17 protein-coding genes are annotated in these 17,731 nt (G+C 64.8%); 12 read left to right on the top strand and 5 right to left on the bottom strand.

The features are described 5' to 3' along the window. Positions 1-41: 41 nt before the first annotated feature. On the top strand, positions 42-506 hold the full coding sequence (locus M2333_RS10965; RefSeq protein ID WP_264586538.1) for a cupin domain-containing protein: 465 nt from the start codon (positions 42-44) through the stop codon (positions 504-506). A 188-nt stretch (positions 507-694) separates the two neighbouring features. Here the strand turns inward: M2333_RS10965 and M2333_RS10960 are convergent, their stop codons facing one another. Continuing rightward, the gene (locus M2333_RS10960) at positions 695-1,363 is read right to left on the bottom strand and encodes a glutathione S-transferase family protein (protein ID WP_264611765.1); all 669 of its coding nucleotides are present in this window, start codon (positions 1,361-1,363) and stop codon (positions 695-697) included. Positions 1,364-1,385: 22 nt separating this feature from the next. After that, a complete protein-coding gene (locus M2333_RS10955; RefSeq protein WP_264612610.1) occupies positions 1,386-2,618 on the bottom strand; it encodes a NupC/NupG family nucleoside CNT transporter in 1,233 nt (410 codons plus the stop codon). 181 nt (positions 2,619-2,799) lie between these two features. Between M2333_RS10955 and M2333_RS10950 the strand changes: the two genes are divergently transcribed. The 7 genes from M2333_RS10950 to M2333_RS10920 all read left to right on the top strand — a co-directional run bounded on the left by M2333_RS10950 (position 2,800) and on the right by M2333_RS10920 (position 7,504). Then, positions 2,800-3,483, top strand: a complete 684-nt coding sequence (locus M2333_RS10950; RefSeq protein WP_264574411.1) for a queuosine precursor transporter — start codon at positions 2,800-2,802, stop codon at positions 3,481-3,483. Between the two features lie 151 nt (positions 3,484-3,634). After that, positions 3,635-4,549 (top strand): acetylglutamate kinase, encoded by a 915-nt coding sequence (argB, locus tag M2333_RS10945; RefSeq protein ID WP_181558669.1) that lies wholly within the window; start codon positions 3,635-3,637, stop codon positions 4,547-4,549. Between the two features lie 110 nt (positions 4,550-4,659). Next, positions 4,660-4,953, top strand: a complete 294-nt coding sequence (locus M2333_RS10940) for a YggT family protein (protein ID WP_181558670.1) — start codon at positions 4,660-4,662, stop codon at positions 4,951-4,953. Positions 4,954-4,966: 13 nt separating this feature from the next. After that, positions 4,967-5,290, top strand: coding sequence for a DUF167 domain-containing protein (locus M2333_RS10935; RefSeq protein ID WP_264611764.1), 324 nt, complete (start codon positions 4,967-4,969; stop codon positions 5,288-5,290). After that, complete coding sequence (gene folD, locus M2333_RS10930) at positions 5,287-6,183, top strand: bifunctional methylenetetrahydrofolate dehydrogenase/methenyltetrahydrofolate cyclohydrolase FolD (protein ID WP_264584242.1); 897 nt, start codon at positions 5,287-5,289, stop codon at positions 6,181-6,183. Before M2333_RS10935 ends, folD begins: the two co-directional genes overlap by 4 nt. Next, complete coding sequence (locus M2333_RS10925) at positions 6,180-6,887, top strand: hypothetical protein (RefSeq protein ID WP_264611763.1); 708 nt, start codon at positions 6,180-6,182, stop codon at positions 6,885-6,887. Before folD ends, M2333_RS10925 begins: the two co-directional genes overlap by 4 nt. Continuing rightward, positions 6,884-7,504 carry a MarC family protein gene (locus M2333_RS10920; RefSeq protein ID WP_264574413.1) on the top strand — a complete coding sequence of 207 codons (621 nt, stop codon included), beginning with the start codon at positions 6,884-6,886 and terminating at the stop codon, positions 7,502-7,504. The genes M2333_RS10925 and M2333_RS10920 overlap by 4 nt, the downstream gene beginning before the upstream one ends. A gap of 54 nt (positions 7,505-7,558) precedes the next feature. On the opposite strand, the gene M2333_RS10915 is transcribed toward M2333_RS10920, so the two are convergent. Next, entirely contained in the window at positions 7,559-8,233 is a 675-nt protein-coding gene (locus M2333_RS10915; RefSeq protein WP_181558675.1) for an OmpA family protein, read from the bottom strand. A 189-nt stretch (positions 8,234-8,422) separates the two neighbouring features. Here M2333_RS10915 and M2333_RS10910 point away from each other — a divergent pair, with 189 nt between their 5' ends. After that, a complete protein-coding gene (locus tag M2333_RS10910) occupies positions 8,423-9,718 on the top strand; it encodes a hemolysin family protein (protein ID WP_264611762.1) in 1,296 nt (431 codons plus the stop codon). A 21-nt stretch (positions 9,719-9,739) separates the two neighbouring features. Here M2333_RS10910 and M2333_RS10905 read toward each other — a convergent pair whose 3' ends face one another. Beyond that, positions 9,740-10,357, bottom strand: a complete 618-nt coding sequence (locus M2333_RS10905) for a glutathione S-transferase family protein (RefSeq protein WP_264611761.1) — start codon at positions 10,355-10,357, stop codon at positions 9,740-9,742. A gap of 93 nt (positions 10,358-10,450) precedes the next feature. Further along, complete coding sequence (gene purD, locus M2333_RS10900) at positions 10,451-11,734, bottom strand: phosphoribosylamine--glycine ligase (protein WP_264611760.1); 1,284 nt, start codon at positions 11,732-11,734, stop codon at positions 10,451-10,453. On the opposite strand from purD, the gene xseA reads away from it, so the two are divergent. The 3 genes from xseA (at position 11,733) to M2333_RS10885 (ending at position 17,730) form a co-directional block, all read left to right on the top strand. Then, positions 11,733-13,244 (top strand): exodeoxyribonuclease VII large subunit, encoded by a 1,512-nt coding sequence (xseA, locus tag M2333_RS10895; protein WP_264611759.1) that lies wholly within the window; start codon positions 11,733-11,735, stop codon positions 13,242-13,244. The two genes, purD and xseA, sit on opposite strands and share 2 nt — an antisense overlap. Before the next feature lie 46 nt (positions 13,245-13,290). Further along, positions 13,291-14,196, top strand: a complete 906-nt coding sequence (locus tag M2333_RS10890; RefSeq protein ID WP_264611758.1) for a M23 family metallopeptidase — start codon at positions 13,291-13,293, stop codon at positions 14,194-14,196. Between the two features lie 534 nt (positions 14,197-14,730). After that, positions 14,731-17,730, top strand: coding sequence for a TonB-dependent receptor plug domain-containing protein (locus M2333_RS10885; RefSeq protein ID WP_264611757.1), 3,000 nt, complete (start codon positions 14,731-14,733; stop codon positions 17,728-17,730). The last annotated feature ends 1 nt before the right edge of the window (position 17,731 follow it).

Here is a 17,731-nt window from a genome sequence, read left to right as displayed (position 1 = left end):
CCTGCGGTAGCGAGGAGGGGCGCAACACAGGAGGAGCCGACATGCCCAAGATCGAGATCGAGCAGGTGGAGCAGAGCAACAGCACGGGCTATCCGCCGCCGTTCAACGAGCCTGTGGCCGGGCGCTGGCACCGGCGGCTGGGGCGCCATGCCGGCCTGACGCATCTGGGCGCCAGCCATGTCGTGCTGGAGCCGGGCGCCTGGTCCTCGCAGCGGCACTGGCATCTGGGCGAGGATGAGTTTCTGATCATGCTGTCCGGGCAGGCGGTGCTGATCGAGGACGAAGGCGAGACCATCCTGCACCCCGGCGATTGCGTGGCCTGGGCCGCGGGCGTCGCCAATGGCCACCATCTCGTCAATCGCAGCGATACGAATTGCACCTTCATCTGCCTGAGCGCGGGAGATCGCGATGCTGGCGGGCGCTATTCCGATATCGACATGATCTTCACGGCCGGCGGCTATCAGCATCGCGATGGCGCGCCTTATGGGACTGAGCGATTGCCTTGATATCGGGATGCGGACTGCGGCGCCCTCGGCTCCTGCCTTCCCAGGAGCTTTGGTTCTCAGGCACGCTTGCAGGCTCATGCATCAGTTTACTCCACAAGCCTCCCGTTCGTGTCGAGCGAAGTCGAGACACGTGAGTGCAGTGCGTAGTGTCTCGACTTCGCTCGACACGAACGGCAAGGTGGTGGGTCTTAAACCCCGCCCGCTGGCTCCAGCCGCGGAATGACCCAGCTTTCCCACGCGGCATCGTCCAGCCATTCGCGCATCCATGGGTGGGCGAGGATGGCGTCCATATAGGCGCGCGCTGTCGGCGCCACTGCGATGGAATAGGTGACGAAGCGCAAGACGACCGGCGCGAACATGATGTCCACCGCGCCGAAGGGGCCGAAGAGAAACTCGCCCTCTGCCCCGAACCGCGTGCGGGCCTGTTCCCACACGTCCACGATGCGCGCCACATTGGCGGCGACATCGGGGCCGAGATCGCGCGGGGGGAGGATGTGGCGAGTGTTCATGCCGCAGGTCTGGCGCAGCGGCTGGTAACCGGAGTGCATTTCCGCCGCCATCGAGCGGGCGAGCGCCAGCGCTGCCTTGTCCTGCGGCCAAAAGCGAGCGCCGCCGGAGAGCGCATCGAGATAATCGATGATGGCAAGACTATCCCACACAGCGATGTCGCCATCCCACAACGTCGGCACCTTGCCATTGGAGACTGCGAGATCCGGCTGCGCCTTGCGGGCTTCCCACGCCGCGTCAAAAAGCGGGACCAGCACCGTCTCGAAGGGCAGGCCGGATTGCTTGGCGGCCAGCCAACCGCGCAGCGACCAGCTCGAGTAGACCTTGTTGCCGATGATGAGCTTCAGCATCCGCACATCTCCCCTTGTTCGATCAGAGGCTCAGCATCAGCCCGGCCAGCGCCGCGCTCATCAGATTGGCGAGGCTACCGGCGATCAGCGCCTTGATGCCGAGCCGGGCGATCATCGGCCGCTGATTGGGCGCCAGGCTGCCGGTCACCGCCATCTGGATGGCGATGGACGAGAAATTGGCAAAGCCGCACAGCGCGAAGGTGGTGATCGCCACCGTGGCGGGCGATAGCGTAGCCTGCACCTGCCCCAGCTCGATGAAGGCGACGAACTCGTTGAGCACGACCTTGGTGCCGAACAGGCCGCCCGCGACCTGCGCCTCGTTCCACGGAATGTTGAGCAGGAGCATCACCGGCGCGAACAGCTTGCCGATCAGCATCTGGAAGCTGAGATCGGGATAGCCGAACCAGTTGCCGACCCCGCCGAGCAGGCCATTGGCCAGCGCGACCAGCGCCACGAAGGCAAGCACCATCGCGCCGACCGCGACGGCCAGCTTCACGCCGGTCTGCGCGCCTTGCGCGGCCGCCATGATGAGATTGGCGGGCTTCTCCTCCTCATGCGTGGCATCGGGCAGGATGACCGGCTCGATCTCGGCATCGTCGGGATTGTCCGGCATGATGATCTTGGCCATCAAGATGCCGCCCGGCGCGGCCATGAAGGCGGCGGCGAGCAGATAATCGATCTGGATGCCCATCGAGGCATAGGCGGCTAGGATCGTGCCTGCCACGCCGGCCATGCCGCTCGTCATCACGGTGAAGAGCTGGGCGGGCGTGAGGCTGGCGAGATAAGGCCGGATGACGAGCGGGCTTTCGCTCTGGCCGACGAACACATTGGCCGCGCAGCACAGGCTCTCCACGCGGGAGATGCCCGTCACCTTCTGGATGGCGCCGCCGACCCAGCGGATGACGAACTGCATGATGCCAAGATAATAGAGGATCGAGACGAGGCTCGCGAAGAAGATGATGACGGGCAGCGCGGCGATGGCAAAGCTGGTGCCGCCGACCTCCGGCCGGGCGAGCGGCCCGAAGATGAAGTTCGTGCCGGCCTGCGCATAGCCGAGCAGATTGCCGACGCCATGCGACATGGCGGCGATGGCGGCCTTGCCTGCGGGTACGTAGAGAACCAGCAGGGCGATGCCGGCCTGCAAGGCGAAGGCGGCGGCGACCACGCGCAGGCGGATGGCGCGCCGGTTGCCGGAGAGCAGCACGGCGATGGCAAGAATGACGATAATGCCGGCAAGGCCGATGAGGATGGGCATGAAGTGGCGGCTGTCCCCTGTTCGCATGGCCCGCCAAAGGGCCATCAGCGCGAATCGCTTATACAGGCGCGCTGCAGCGCGGCAATCGGCTGCGCGGCGCGGGGCACCGTTCGCGAGCTGCCGTTGCGGATCGCGCACAGGGTCTCTTCCCGCCTCGCTGCAAAGTCATTAAGCGACGGGGATGACCGCACCCGCTCAGGCCTCGTCCGCACCCATCGCCCGCTCGCTGTTCGTCCTGTCCGTCTTCTATGGCGGCATGGTCTGCATCGCGGGTGTTCTCGGCAACAAACAGGTTTCGCTCGGGCCGCTCGGCGCGATCGGCTCTGCGCTTGGCTTGGGGGACTTGGCGGTGGAAGCAGGCATCTTCGCCTTTCTGCTGCTGGTCGTCGTGTCGAGCGCAGTGGCAGAACTGCATGGCCGCGCCGTTGCCAACCGGCTGGTGTTGCTGGGCTTCATCCCGCTGATCGTCTCGATCCTGCTCTCCGTGGTTGTGCTGGCCCTGCCGGCCGCGCACGAAATGGCGCCGGAGCGGCAGGCAGCCTTCGCCATGATCATGTCCGGCACGCCGCGCATCTGGGCGGGCGGCATCGTCGCTTATGGTATTTCGCAGATCCTCAACGTCACCATCTTCGCGGCGCTCAAGGGGCAGGCGGGGAGCCGGCTGCTCTGGCTGCGCGCCGGCACGGCGAGCGTGCTCTCGCAGATCGTCGATACGCTGCTGTTCGTCACCATCGCCTTTTACGGCGTCTTCCCCATCGGAGCGCTGCTGGTGGGGCAGATGCTCGCCAAGGTTCTGCTCTCGGCGCTGCTTGTGCCACCGGTCATCTATGCGTTCGTGGCATTGGGGCGCCGGCTCGACCGGTAATGTAATCCGTTCGGGCTGAGCTTGTCGAAGCCTCGCTCTTCTTCTTGATAGAGGGAAAGAAGTAGCACGGCCTTTCGACAGGCTCAGGGCGAACAGGGAGGTAAGGGATGCCACACCCCCTCCTTTCTTGCAGCGCGGGCCGCAAAGCCTTATGCGCCCGCGCATGACCGATCACGCACCCGATCCCGCCCTGCTGGCCAAGGCCGAAACCCTTACCGAGGCGCTGCCCTATATGCAGCGTTATGCCGGCGAGACGTTCGTCGTGAAATATGGCGGCCATGCCATGGGCGACCCGGAAGCGGCGCGCGATTTCGCCGAGGATGTGGTGCTGATGAAGATGGTCGGCATCAACGTCGTGGTCGTCCACGGCGGCGGGCCGCAGATCGGCGCGATGCTCAAGAAGCTGGGCGTCGAGAGCAAGTTCGTGAACGGCCTGCGCGTGACCGACGAGGAAACCGCGAAGATCGCCGAGATGGTCCTCGCCGGATCGATCAACAAGGAGATCGTCGGCTGGATCGCCCAGGCAGGTGGCCGCGCGGTCGGTATTTCCGGCAAGGATGGCGGCCTGGTGCTGTGCGAGAAGGTCGGCGGCAAGCGCGAGCCGGACCCGAACAGCGGCATCGAGCGCAATGTCGATCTGGGTTTTGTCGGTGACCCCGTGAAGGTCGATCGGCGCATTCTCGACAGCCTCTCGCGCGACGGCATCATTCCCGTGGTCGCGCCGGTTGGCATTGGCGCCGACGGGCACACCTACAATGTAAACGCCGATACCATGGCGGGCGCAATCGCCGCTGAACTCGGCGCCAAGCGCTTCTTCCTGCTCACCGACGTGGCGGGCGTGCTGAACAAGGACAAGGATCTGCTGAGCGATCTGACCCCGGCGAAGATCGGCGGTCTGGTCGAGGATGGCACGATTTCCGGCGGCATGATTCCCAAGGTGGAAACCTGCGTGAAGGCTGTCGAGGGCGGCGTGGAAGCGGCGGTCATTCTCGATGGGCGCATTCCGCATGTCATGCTGCTGGAGGTGTTCACCCGCCAGGGCGCCGGCACGTTGGTGCATCTGTAACGCGCGGCGCGCTGGGGTTATGGCGGTAGAAAATCACCGCTCTCAAGCAACTTGCAGCCGCTAGGCCCACTGGGCTAGACTCTTTTTAACCTTCCACCACAGGACGAACCATGGCCGTTGCCCTTATCCAGACCTTGGCGATCCTGCTGAATGTCGCCTGGTGGATCATCATCGTTCAGGCCATCTTGAGCTGGCTGATCGCGTTCAACGTGATCAACACCAGCAATGATATCGTGCGCAGCATCTGGGTCGCGCTCGACCGGCTGACCGAGCCGCTCTATCGGCCCATCCGCCGGATCATGCCGGATTTGGGCGCGCTCGATCTCTCGCCGATGGTCGTGCTCATCATCATCATCATCCTGCAGGGGCCGGGCCTGACCGCGCTGGCAAGCCTGCTGCTCTGAGCGGACGTGCGCCGTGCCGCTTCGTCGTGACGGCGCAGACCTGCTGCTGGCGATTCGCCTGACGCCCAAGGCTGCGCGTGCTCGCCTTGGCGGAACGTTCACGGATGCCGCCGGGCAGCGCTGGTTGCACGCGAGCGTCACCGCGCCGCCGGACAAGGGCAAGGCCAATGCCGCCCTGCTGACGCTGCTCGCCCGACATCTGCGCGTGCCCGGATCGTCGATTTTGCTGGAGACAGGGGATACCAACCGGCTAAAGCGCCTGCGCATTGCGGGTGCTGATCCGCACACGGAACAGTCTTTGAGAGAGATCGCTGAGAAGGAGCGAAGCGCGACATGAGTTTGGGCAAGGAAATCGACGGCAAGGCATTCGCGGCGAAGCTGCGCGGGCGGATGGCTGAGGCAGTCCCCGGTTTCGTGGAGAAGACCGGGCGCAAGCCGGGCCTCGCGGTGGTGCTGGTCGGTGAAGACCCGGCGAGCAGCGTCTATGTCCGCTCCAAGGGCAAGGCGACGGTCGAAATCGGCATGAACAGCCTTGAGTTCAAGCGCCCCGCCACGATCAGCCAAGAAGAGCTGATCGAGCTGGTCGAAGAGCTGAACGCGGACGATAGCGTGGATGGCATCCTCGTCCAGCTGCCGCTGCCTGCCCATCTCGATGACAAGGCGGTGATCGCCACCATCGATCCCGCCAAGGATGTCGATGGCTTCCATGTCGTCAATGCCGGCAAGCTGGCGGTGGGCGATCCTACCGCGCTGGTGCCCTGCACGCCGCTTGGCTGCCTGATGCTGCTCAAGGACGAGCTGGGCGACCTTTCCGGCAAGGAAGCGGTTGTCATCGGTCGCTCGAACATCGTCGGCAAGCCGATGATGCAGCTGCTGCTGGCGGAAAGCTGCACCGTGACGGTGGCGCACAGCCGCACGCATGATCTGGCCGGTGTGGTCCACCGCGCGGACATCGTGGTCGCGGCGGTCGGCCGACCGGAAATGGTCAAGGGCAGCTGGATCAAGCCGGGCGCCGTGGTCATCGACGTGGGCATCAATCGCGTGAAGGGCGATGAGGACGGCAAGAGCAAGATCGTCGGTGACGTCGCCACCGCCGAGGCGATCAACCACGTCGCGGCGATCACGCCCGTGCCGGGTGGCGTCGGTCCGATGACCATCGCGGTGCTGTTGCGGAACACTTTGGTCGCCGCGCACGTTCGCGCGGGTCTGCCCGCACCCAAGGGCCTTTGATCCGCCGCGCTGCCTTTGCCTTGCTCGCCACGCTCTCCTTGGGCGTGGCGGCTGGTCCTGCGCAAAGTCAGCGCCAGATGATGCCGAGCGTCGGCGTCGGCACGGCCAATCCCAGCGCCATCGTCGCTGCCGAACTGGGCATGGCCCGCCAGGCGCGCGAGGAGGGGCAATGGACGGCGCTGCGCAAGCTGGCCGACAAGGACGCCGTGATCTTCGCGCCCGGCCCGCTCAATGCCCAAGCCTGGCTCAAGCAGCAATCGGACCCCATCCAGCCGGCGCGCTGGAGCCCACAGCAGATCTTCATCGCTTGCGATGGCAGCTATGCCGCCGCGACCGGGTCGCTGGAGCGCGCGAACGGGCAAGCGGCTCGGTTCGTCACCCTTTGGCGCCAGCAGCGCAAGGGTGATTATAAGTGGGTGATGACGGCCACCAGCGACACGCCATGGAGCGGCGAGGCGGACGGCATGATCAAGGCCTCCGTTGCCGATTGTGCGCGGCGGGGTGAGCGGCCGGAGCGGCGCGATCGCGATATCGTGCGCCTGCCGGACCCGCCGCCGGCCAGCGGGTCGGCGCAGTCCGAGGACGGGTCGCTGCGCTGGACATGGACGGTGACAGGCGATGTGCGGACGCTGGAGGTCTTCCTGCGTCGCGGTGCCGGTGAGGAGCGGGTTATTCAGGAGACGGTGGCGGAGGGCGCGCGATGATGGAGCTGTTCCTCGCGGCGTTCATCACGCTGTTCGTCGTCATCGACCCGCCGGGCACGGCGCCGATCTTCAGCAGCCTCACCATGGGCGCGAGCGGCGCCCAGCGTCGCAGCATGGCGGTGCGGGCGGTGATCGTGGCGGCCTGCATCCTGCTCGCCTTCGCGCTGGCGGGGGAGGCGTTCCTGCGCACCCTCGGCATCACGCTGGAGGCATTCCGCATCGCGGGTGGCATCATGCTGTTCTTCATCGCCATGGACATGGTGTTCGAGACGCGGACGCGGCGGCGCGAAGACCGCGCGCAGAAGATCAAGGAAACGCCGGAAATCGAGGATGTCGCCATCTTCCCTATGGCGATGCCGATGATTGCGGGACCGGGGTCGATCGCGACGATCATGCTGTTGATGGCGCGGGCGACGGGTCCGCAGGAGACGGCGATCGTGCTCTTCGCGCTCGCGGCCAATCTGCTGCTGATGCTGGCGGCGCTGCTGGCGGTCGGCCCGATCATGCGGGTGTTTGGCGGTCAGGTGGAGGCGGTCATTACCCGCTTGCTGGGTGTGATTCTCGCGGCGCTCGCGGTGCAGTTCGTGATCGACGGTTTGCGCCAGAGCATTCTCTGATTTGAAAGCGAAGGGCCGGAGAGACACGCTCCCCGACCCTTCCCATCATACCGTTCAGCTCGCGACGGCGGGCACGATCTTGATTTCCACGCGGCGGTTCTGCGCCTTGCCGTCAGCGGTTTCGTTACTGGCGACCGGGCGCGTCTCGCCATAGCCCATCGTCGCCATGCGGATCGGATCGACGCCGCGACGCCCGAGATAATTGGCAACGGCCTGCGCGCGACGCTCAGAGAGCGCCTGGTTGTAAGCCTCGCTGCCGTCGGAATCGGTGTGACCCAGCACGTCGATCATCGTCTTGGGATATTCCGCGAGGGTCGAGGCCACCTGATCCAGCGTGGACTGTGCCTGCGGCTGCACCGTGGCTTGATCGGTCGCGAAGGTGATGCCGGAGGGCATGCGCAGCAGCAATTCGTCGCCCTGACGGACGACATCGACGCCCGTGCCGGCGGTCTGCTGGCGCAGTTTCCTCTCCTGCGCATCCATATAAGCGCCGACGCCCGCGCCGGCCACGGCACCAATGCCGGCGCCGACGATCTTCTCCGTGCGGTCATTGCGGCCGCCCAAAATGTCGCCGAGCAGATAGCCGCCGAGCGCGCCGCCGACGCCGCCGATAGCGGCCTTCGAAATGGTCCGATTGCCGGTTTCGGGATCGGTCACACAGCCGGAGAGGGCCAGCGCCGCCAAAGCGGTGCCGGCAAGGGCGAAGGGGGAATGGCTGCGAAGGCTCATGATTATCTCCTCAAGTCTGGCCTCCCACGCTGTTACGCGGGAACCCAGCCATTAACGGCGCGGGAACCTGATTAGTTCCTGAACGAGGGAACTCTTGCCGGCCTGCGATGTTGCCCGGCAATGTTGCAAGTGGCTTTCCGTAGCGAAAGCCGCTAAGCTTTCAGCCAACAACCCCCTTTAGAAGAGACCATGCCGCCTTTTCCCTGGCTCGATGCCGCCATCGTCCTCGCGCTGATTGCGCTCAACGGCGTCTTTGCCATGTCCGAACTGGCCATTGTCTCGGCACGCCGGCCACGGCTGGAGGCCATGACCCGCAATGGCAAGCATGGGGCACGGGCCGCGCTGGGCCTCAGCGCTGAGCCGGGTCGCTTCCTGTCCACCGTCCAGATCGGCATCACGCTCATCGGCATTCTCGCCGGTGCCTATTCGGGCGATAAGCTCGGCGGCCCGCTGGGCGCGATCTTCGCCTATCTCGGCATGTCCCCCAATCTGGCCCAGAACACCGGTTTTGGCGTTGCGATCGTCGCGACGACCTATGTCTCGCTGATCATCGGCGAGCTGGTGCCCAAGCAGCTTGCGCTGCGCAATCCCGAGCCGCTGGCCTGCGTCGTCGCACCCCTGATGATCATGCTCGCGCGGGTTGCTGCGCCGATCGTCTGGGTGCTGGATCAATCCAGCGAGGTCATCTTCAAGCTGATGCGCCTCAAGCGCGAAGGCTCGGATCATGTGACGGCGGAGGAACTGCAGCTCATCGTGGCGGAAGCGAGCCGGCATGGCGTGATCGAGGAAAGCGAGCGCGCGATCATTTCCGGCGTGGTGCGACTGGCCGACCGGCCGGTGCGCGAAGTGATGACGCCGCGCCGCGATGTCGACTGGCTGGATGCCGATGCCAGCGCCGAGCAATTGCGCGAGAAGCTGCTCGCCACCCCGCACACCCGCCTGCCGGTGGCGCAGGGCAGCGTGGAGGACATTATCGGCGTCGTGCAGGCGCGTGACGTGATGGCCGCGCTGTTCCGGGGCGAAGCGCTGGACCTGCGGGTGCTGATGCGCCCCGTTTCCATCGTGCCCGATCAGGTGGATGCCATGGACGCCCTCAACCGCCTGCGGGAGGCCGACGCCCCCATGGTGATGGTGCATGACGAATATGGCCATTTCGAAGGCATTGTGACGCCGGCCGACCTCATGTCCGCCATCGCTGGCGAGTTCGCGTCGGACAGCGATCTTTACACCCAGCCGATGGTCACGGAGCGGGAGGATGGCAGCCTGCTCGTCTCCGGCCAGATGGCCATCGACGCGCTGGCCGAGCGCATCGACCTCGATCTCTCCGAAGACCGCGACTACGCGACCGTTGCCGGCTTTGCGCTGGCCGTGCTGCGCCACCTGCCCGAAGAGGGCGAGCATTTCAGCGAGCAGGGCTGGCGGTTCGAGATCGTCGATATGGACGGGCGCAAGATCGACAAGCTGCTGGTCAGCGCGGAAGATTAAGCCGCACGCGCGGGCGTTCGCTCAGGCATAGGCATAAGGCCCGCCCGCCTCCAGCGCGCGCTGATAGGCAGGCCGTGACTGCACCCGGTCCAGCCAGGCGATGGTCGCGGGACGGCTCTCGTCCAGCCCGCCCCGGCTGCGCGCGGCCTCCAGCGGAAAGCTCATCATCACATCAGCGCCGCTGATCTGGTTGCCGGCAAACCACGGACGCCGGCTGAGCTCGGCTTCGACATAATCGAGATGCACGTCGATCATCGGCTGGATGCGCTTGACGGCGACCTTGCCGACCAGCGGAATGCGGGAGAGCACGAGCTTGAGTAGCAGCGGCGGCATCATCGATCCTTCCGCATAATGCAGGAACATGCGGTATTGCAGCTTACCGTCAGCGTCATCGGGCGGCCCGAACTGGCCGGATTTCTCGACCAGATATTCGACGATCGCGCCGCTCTCGACCAGCGTGCGGCCCTCGTCTTCGAGCACCGGCGACTTGCCGAGCGGATGCACCGCCTTGAGCGCAGCGGGCGCGAACATGGTTTCGGGATTGCGCTCATAACGGCGCAATTCATAGGGCAGCCCCAACTCCTCCAGCATCCACAGGATGCGCTGCGAGCGGGAGTTGTTGAGATGGTGGACGATCATGGGCGTGCCCTTGCAATGATTGATCCCCCGCGCCCTTGTCCCTGATGGCAAGGGGCGGAGTCAAGGCGAGGGGCCGTGGTATGGGTCAGGCGGTCAATCCGCCGCGCTGCCGGCTTCCCGCGCGATTTCCCGCCATCCGAGGTCGCGCCGGCAGAAGCCGCCGGGGAAATCGACCTGATCGACCAGCGCATAAGCGGCGTCGCGTGCCTGTGTGACCGTGGCCCCGCGCGCGGTGACGTTCAGCACGCGGCCGCCGCTGGCCACGAGTTGCCCGTCCTTGAGCGTCGTACCGGCGTGGAAGATCTTGGCACCATCGGGTGCCGTCGGAAGCGCGATGGGCGCGCCTTTCTCGGGCGTGCCGGGATAGCCCTTCGCGGCCAGCACCACGGTCAGCGCCGGGTCGGGCGCGAAGCTGGGGCCGCTGGCCTCGTCGAGCGTCCCTTGCGCGACGGAGAGCAGCAGCGCGACAAGATCGCTGGTCAGCCGCATCATCAGCACCTGGCATTCTGGGTCGCCAAAGCGGCAATTATATTCAATGAGCTTGGGGCCGTCCGTGGTGAGCATCAGCCCCGCGAACAGCACACCGGAATAAGGCGTGCCGCGCGTGGCGAGCGTCGTCACCGTCGGGCGGATGATCTGGTCCATCACGGCATCCTGCAGGGCAGGTGTGAGCACCGAAGCGGGACTATAGGCGCCCATGCCGCCGGTATTGGGGCCAGTGTCGCCTTCCCCCACGCGCTTGTGATCCTGCGCCGAACCGAAGGCGACGACATGCGTGCCATCGGTGAGGGCGAAGAAGCTGGCTTCCTCGCCTTCCATAAATTCTTCCAGCACCACTTCCGCGCCCGATGCGCCGAAGCTGCCGCCGAACATGTCGCGGATCGCCTCTTCGGCCTCTTCGCGCGTCTGCGCGATGATGACGCCCTTGCCGGCGGCGAGCCCATCGGCCTTCACCACCACCGGCAGGCTGAAGTCGCTCAGCGCCGCCAGCGCCATCTCGGCGCTGGTGCAGCGGACATAACCCGCCGTAGGAATGGCCGCATCGCGGCAGAGATCCTTGGTGAAGCCCTTGGACCCTTCAAGCTGGGCGGCAGCGGCGCTCGGTCCGAACACCGGGATGTCCACGGCGCGCAGGCTGTCGGCAATGCCGTCCACCAGCGGAGCCTCCGGGCCGACGACCACAAGGCCGATGCTGTTAGCGCGGCAAAAATCGATCACGGCGGCATGATCGGCAAGGTCGATATCGACCAGGCGCGCCGCCTCGGCTATGCCGGGATTGCCCGGTGCGGCGAACAGGCCGGTGCAGAGCGGCGATTGCGCCAGCTTCCAGGCGAGGGCATGTTCGCGCCCGCCACCGCCGAGCAAAAGGATATTCATGAGCGATTTTTCCGTCAGTGAGGATGCGTCCGGCCGCCTGTTAGCGCAGGAGCGCGCGGGGGACAATCTGACCGCGCTCAGCATTTCCGAACTCTCCGCCCAGCTCAAGCGCACGGTGGAGGATCGCTTTGGCTTCGTGCGCCTGCGCGGCGAGATTTCGGGCTTCAAGCGGGCCGCCTCCGGCCATGTCTATTGCTGCCTCAAGGACGATGCGGCGGTGATCGACGGGGTGATGTGGAAAGGCACGGCGGGCCGGCTCGCCTTCCGGCCCGAGGATGGGCTGGATGTGATCGTCACCGGCAAGGTCACGACTTATCCCGGACGCTCCAAATATCAGATCGTCATCGAGAGCATGGAGCTGGCCGGCGAGGGCGCGCTGATGCAGCTCTTCGAGAAGCTCAAGGCGCGCCTCTCTGCCGAAGGGCTGTTCGATCCCGTCAAGCGCCGGCCGATCCCGATGCTGCCCGATGTGATCGGCGTGGTGACCTCGCCCACCGGCGCAGTGATTCGCGACATTCTCCACCGGCTTGCCGATCGCTTTCCGAGCCGCGTATTGCTCTGGCCCGTGCTGGTGCAGGGGGAGGGCGCGGCGGCACAGGTGGCAGCGGCGGTGCGCGGCTTTGGCGCGTTACCGGCGAATGGCCCGATTCCGCGCCCCGACGTGCTGATCGTGGCGCGCGGTGGCGGCTCCATCGAGGATCTGTGGTCGTTCAACGAGGAAGTCGTGGTGCGTGCGGTTGCGGAGTCACCGATTCCCGTCATTTCCGCCGTGGGCCATGAGACGGATACGACCTTGTGCGATTTCGCTGCCGATCTCCGCGCGCCGACGCCCACCGCTGCTGCGGAGATGGCCGTGCCGGTGCGCGCCGACCTCGCCGTGCAGGTCGCTGAGCTACGCGCACGGATGCAGCGCTGCGTGGCGCGCGGCCTGGACCGCAGCCGCGAGCGATTGGAAGCACAGCGGCGGCTCCTCCCGCGCCCGGACGTGCTGCTGGCGCAGGCTCGCCAGCGCGCGGACGATCTCGGCGACCGGCTGCGGCGGGGGCTTTCCCACCGGGTGAGCCGGGCGCGGCACGAACTGGCGGACGCATCCGGCGCATTGCGACCCTCATTGCTGCAGAGCCACCTCGCGCGGGAGCGGCAGACGCTTGCCAACGTCCGGCTCTCACCGCTGGTGCTCGAGCGCCGGCTGGGCGACGCGCGGCGGCAGCTGGATGGGCTGTGGCGGCTGGCGCAGTCGCTCAATCCCGATGCGCCGCTCAAGCGTGGCTTCGCCCGCGTAATGGCGCAAGGCCGGCTGGTGCGCTCCGCCGAGGAGGCGCGCGCGGCGGGGCGGGTGACGCTCAAGTTCGAGCATGATGAGGTGACCGCAATGACGCAGCCCGATGCGGCGGGTGGCGACTCTCCGGCGACCTTCCCGTCCTCCGCGTCTCCGCCACCGGCGCCCCGGCCGGCGCGCAAGGCCGCCTCATCCACGGCGCCAGCGCGGCAGACCGACCTGTTCGACTGACGGCGTGCCCTTGCATCGCGCCAGCCGCGCGGCCATGAGTGCGGGCATGACAGCTTTCCGCTTCCGCTCTCGTTCTGTTCTGGCGGGAGGTTTGCTCGCCGCATTGGCCGGCTGTGCGACGGTCCCGCCGCCGCAAGCCAGCGCGCTGCCCATCGAGGACGTGCCCGATCTTGCGCTACCGCAAGGGCCGGCCACGTTGCAGGTTCGCGGCGCCCCCCGGCAAGGCGCGCTGCTGCGCGGTCTCGTCCCCGTCGGCACGCTGGGTCTTACGCTCGATGGCGTGCCGGTGGCCGTGGACGCCGAGGGAAACTTCATCATCGGGCTGGACCGCGATGCCCCGGCCACCATGACGCTGGAAGCGACCGGGCGCGATGGGCGCAAGCAACGGCGCGTGCTGACCATCGCGCGCGGCGACTGGAAGATCCAGAACGTCAATGCCTCGATCACGGGCAGCGCTACCAGCGAGGAATTCCAGCAACGGCGGGCGGGCGAACTGGCGCGCATCGTTGCCGCGCGGGGAGATCCGCAACTGAGCAATGGCTGGCGGCAGACATTCATCTGGCCGGTGAAGGCGCGCATTTCCGGCGTGTTCGGCTCGCAGCGCATCTATCGGGGCACGCCGGGCAGCTACCATAGCGGGCTCGATCTCGCCGGTGGGCAGGGCACGGTCTATGTCGCGCCGGCGGACGGCGTAGTCGTGCTCGCCAGCGAAGAGCTGTTCACGCTGGAAGGCAAGCTGCTCATCATCGATCATGGCATGGGCCTCAACAGCGCCTTCCTGCACAGCGATCGGCTGCTGGTGAAGGAAGGCGATGTGGTGCGCCAGGGCCAGCCGCTTGGCGAGATCGGCGCGACGGGCCGCGTGACAGGTCCGCATCTGCACTGGAGCATGAAGTGGAACGATGCGCGGATTGATCCGTTACCGCTGGTACAGGGCCAAGCGGCTCGCTGATCGACAATCAGGCTGGATGCCGTAGCGTCCGGCTGTCGGTCTCATTTGCTGCATTGCAGCACGATGTGCCAAGGCCACAGTGGCGGGTGCGGCGGTCTTAAAATGCCCCCTTTGAGCATCGGACGCTACGGAAAGCTACCCCGTGGGTCTCTCCGATTTCGCCACGATTTCCATGTTCATTCGAACTGCGGTGTGAGAAGATTAACAAATAGTTTCTAGGAAAACTGCGGTTCGGGACGATTTGTGTCGTGCTGTGTAGATCGCCGCTAATATTGTTACAGCGGACCGCAGGGCGCGGAGGCACCCGGATCGGCGATTTTGTTGCATGAATGTGACATGTACGGGAAAATAGCCCCTTCATGCTGCACCTGCGCTTTACACCTTTAACCAATCCGCACAGTTTCACGGCCATATAGCGCAGGGGCCACGCGTGTTGTCGTCGGGAGACCGAGAGGGCGACGCACGATCCCCGCGTTTCGTGCGACCGGATATTCCCGGCCGCAGTTCGCAAATTCCAGAGCAAGGGACTGGATCGTGAAGAAAACAACATCGCAAACATTGCTGAAGCTGGCAGCTGCACCTGCCGTCCTCGGCCTCGCCATGCTGAGCTCCGCCGCACATGCGCAGGAGCCGCAGAACGCGGACGGCGCTGAAGACGGGGAAGTCATCATCGTCACCGGTTCGCGCATTGCGCAAGCCAATGTCGGGTCCGTCGCACCTGTCCAGGTATTGACTAGCGAAGCGATTCAGTCGTCGGGCGCTGTCAACATCCAGGAGGCTCTCCTTGAGAACCCGGTGTTCGGTACCCCCAGTTCGTCGCGTACCAACTCGGCTTTCTCCAGCAGCACGGCCGGCGTTTCCACCATTGATCTTCGTAACCTCGGAACAAATCGTACCCTCGTTCTCGTGAACGGTCGGCGCATGGTTTCCGGCATTGCCGGAAGCGCTGCCGTCGACCTCAACGCTATTCCGACGGCGATGCTGGACCGGGTTGAGGTGCTCACGAGCGGCAGCGCATCTGCTGTGTATGGCTCTGACGCAGTCGCGGGCGTGGTCAACTTCATCACGAAGCAAGATTTTCAGGGCCTGGAATTGACCGGCCAGAGCGGGATTACGCAACGGGGTGACAGCTTCACGCTTGATACCGGCCTGATGTTCGGTTCCAATTTCGCTGACGGACGTGGCAACATCGTCGTTTATGGCGGCTATTCGGAGCAGGGGGTTGCCTACAAGCGCAACCATGCCACGGAGTGGGGACCGTCCGACGTCGACAACCTTTCGGCAATCTTTTCCGATCCTGAAGGCAAGTTCTACGAGGCGGTAACGCCCTATTTGTCGGGCTACTCGCCGCAGGGCCGTTACTTTACCGACAATTATGCCTGGACATATGATCGCGGGGGCGCCGGTGCTCTTCGCCCCTGCGCCAGCACGAATGGCGGGATCGCTCCTGCCGATTGCGGCGCCTTTGCCGGCCAGCAGATCGGACCGGACGGTTTCAACCGCACGAACTATCGTTACCTCGCCGTGCCTACGCAGCGCTATATGTTCGCGAGCAATGCGCATTACGACGTTTCGGACGACATCACCGCCTTCTTCGAAGGCAGCTTCATCAGCACCAAGGTCCGGGCCGTCATCGAGCCGTTCCCCTGGGACACGGACACGTCCGGGAAGCAATATGCCAATGGGCAGATGCCCATCGAGACGCTCTACAACGGCGCTATCGTCCGCAACCCCTTCGTTCCGGACGCCATTTATAACGATTCGTCTGACACCGATGGAGATGGACTGCGGGATATCTTCGTTTCCAAGCGCCTTTTCGATTTTGGCGATCGCGTGACCGATGCCACTCGGCAGACCTTCCGCATCGTGGCCGGCCTGCGCGGTCAGTTGGGCGACAACTGGAATTGGGAAGCGTTCGGCAATTACGGCCAGACCGACATCAATCAGACCGGCACCGGTCAGATCAATGTGATCAATTTCCGTTACTCGCAGCAGATCGTGCCGAACGGCTCGGGCGGCTTTATGTGCGCCGACCCCAACGCTCGTGCGAACGGCTGTATCCCAGCGAATGTCTTCGGCCTGGGCTCGCTTGCTCCGGCAGTGGGTTATCTCGAAGCGCCTTCCAACTTCTCGGCAAGCATCAAGCAGACCCAGGTCGGTGCAAACCTCAGCGGTTCGTTGTTCTCGTTGACGGGTAAGGACGATGTCGGCGTCACAGTTGGCGCCGAGTATCGCCGCGAGTCCGCCGCGAGCGCTTGGGATGCTTTGCAAAGTGCCGGCCTTAACGGCAGTAATGCCCTTCCGCCGACGAGCGGCAGCTTTGACCTGTACGAGTTCTACGGCGAGGCGCTCGTTCCGCTGATCCAAGAGTCGTTTATTTACGACTTCTCGGTCCGTGGTGCGGCTCGTTACTCGCACTACAGCACGGTTGGGGATACCTTCAGCTGGAACGTCGGCGCCGAGTTCGCGCCGATCCGTGACATTCGCTTCCGGGCCATGCTGGCGCAAACTGTTCGTGCTCCCAACGTGACGGAACTGTTCGAAGGCCTGAGCCAGGACTTCCCGCAGGTCAACGATCCCTGCGAGGGAATTGGCGCCACGGGCGGAGGGACGGTCGGTGATGTATGTCGTGCATCGCCCGGTGTGCTCACCAATATCGCGCAGAACGGCACCTTCTTGGTGAACCAGTCGGACAGGCAGGGCGTGACCAGCTTCGCTGGCGGCAATCCTGATCTTCAGGAGGAAAAGGGTCGGACCCTGACGGCGGGCGTTGTCATCAACCCTGTGTCGATCGATGCGCTTCGCAGGTTGACCCTTTCGGTCGATTACTTCCGCGTCCGTATCCAGGATGCCATTGTTGATACACCGCTCCAGTTCATCCTGCAGCAGTGCTATGAGCAGAACATCCAGAGCTTCTGCGACTTTGTCGTTCGTCGCCCGGCGGCTCTTGGCCAGAATACGGCGGGTTCCCTCGACGAGGTGAACAGCGGTCGGTCGAACAGCGGTGGATACTACACATCGGGCATCGACGTTAATTTGAACTATGTGCAGGGTATCTCTCTTGGCGCTTCGCGCTTCGACCTGGGACTTAACGTTGCCTACACGCACGTGATCGACGGTTACGTTATTCCTCTCCCCGGTGCTGCAATGGATCCGTTTGTCGGCGAGATTGGTGCGTCACGTGACCGGTTCACGGTGAACACCAGCTTCGGCAACAAAGACGTCAAGCTGAGCTTGGTCGGAACCTATATCGGTGAGGCTTATCTCGACGATCAGTTCACTGGCGTCGAAGCCGGTACCGCCGATGCTGCTCCATATCGTCTGCATCCGGAGTTCTATCTGGATACCCAGCTGCGGTTCTTCTTCAACGAGCGGTCGGAATTCTACGTAGGCGTGGATAACGTCTTCGACAATAATCCGATCTTCACCGGCGGCCTGCCGGATACGATGGCAGCGGCCGGGCAGGATGCCGATACAGGCACCTATCAGGCTCTGGGTCGGAGCTTCTATGCTGGTGTGAAGCTTCGCTTCTGAT

It is taken from the genome of Sphingobium sp. B11D3B (assembly GCF_025961735.1).
GTDB lineage: Bacteria > Pseudomonadota > Alphaproteobacteria > Sphingomonadales > Sphingomonadaceae > Sphingobium.
The sequence above is the reverse complement of the archived record's forward strand: the minus strand, read 5'-3'. Positions and strand labels throughout refer to the sequence as shown.

What these genes read in the sequence shown, in the direction of transcription:
- M2333_RS10920 (WP_264574413.1), top strand. Translation starts at nt 6,884, where the DNA reads ATGATGGAGCTGTTCCTCGCGGCGTTCATCACGCTGTTCGTCGTCATC.
- M2333_RS10915 (WP_181558675.1), bottom strand. Translation starts at nt 8,233, where the DNA reads ATGAGCCTTCGCAGCCATTCCCCCTTCGCCCTTGCCGGCACCGCTTTG.
- M2333_RS10950 (WP_264574411.1), top strand. Translation starts at nt 2,800, where the DNA reads ATGACCGCACCCGCTCAGGCCTCGTCCGCACCCATCGCCCGCTCGCTG.
- argB (WP_181558669.1), top strand. Translation starts at nt 3,635, where the DNA reads ATGCGCCCGCGCATGACCGATCACGCACCCGATCCCGCCCTGCTGGCC.
- M2333_RS10890 (WP_264611758.1), top strand. Translation starts at nt 13,291, where the DNA reads ATGACAGCTTTCCGCTTCCGCTCTCGTTCTGTTCTGGCGGGAGGTTTG.
- purD (WP_264611760.1), bottom strand. Translation starts at nt 11,734, where the DNA reads ATGAATATCCTTTTGCTCGGCGGTGGCGGGCGCGAACATGCCCTCGCC.
- xseA (WP_264611759.1), top strand. Translation starts at nt 11,733, where the DNA reads ATGAGCGATTTTTCCGTCAGTGAGGATGCGTCCGGCCGCCTGTTAGCG.
- M2333_RS10910 (WP_264611762.1), top strand. Translation starts at nt 8,423, where the DNA reads ATGCCGCCTTTTCCCTGGCTCGATGCCGCCATCGTCCTCGCGCTGATT.
- M2333_RS10965 (WP_264586538.1), top strand. Translation starts at nt 42, where the DNA reads ATGCCCAAGATCGAGATCGAGCAGGTGGAGCAGAGCAACAGCACGGGC.
- M2333_RS10960 (WP_264611765.1), bottom strand. Translation starts at nt 1,363, where the DNA reads ATGCTGAAGCTCATCATCGGCAACAAGGTCTACTCGAGCTGGTCGCTG.
- M2333_RS10905 (WP_264611761.1), bottom strand. Translation starts at nt 10,357, where the DNA reads ATGATCGTCCACCATCTCAACAACTCCCGCTCGCAGCGCATCCTGTGG.
- M2333_RS10955 (WP_264612610.1), bottom strand. Translation starts at nt 2,618, where the DNA reads ATGCCCATCCTCATCGGCCTTGCCGGCATTATCGTCATTCTTGCCATC.
- folD (WP_264584242.1), top strand. Translation starts at nt 5,287, where the DNA reads ATGAGTTTGGGCAAGGAAATCGACGGCAAGGCATTCGCGGCGAAGCTG.
- M2333_RS10940 (WP_181558670.1), top strand. Translation starts at nt 4,660, where the DNA reads ATGGCCGTTGCCCTTATCCAGACCTTGGCGATCCTGCTGAATGTCGCC.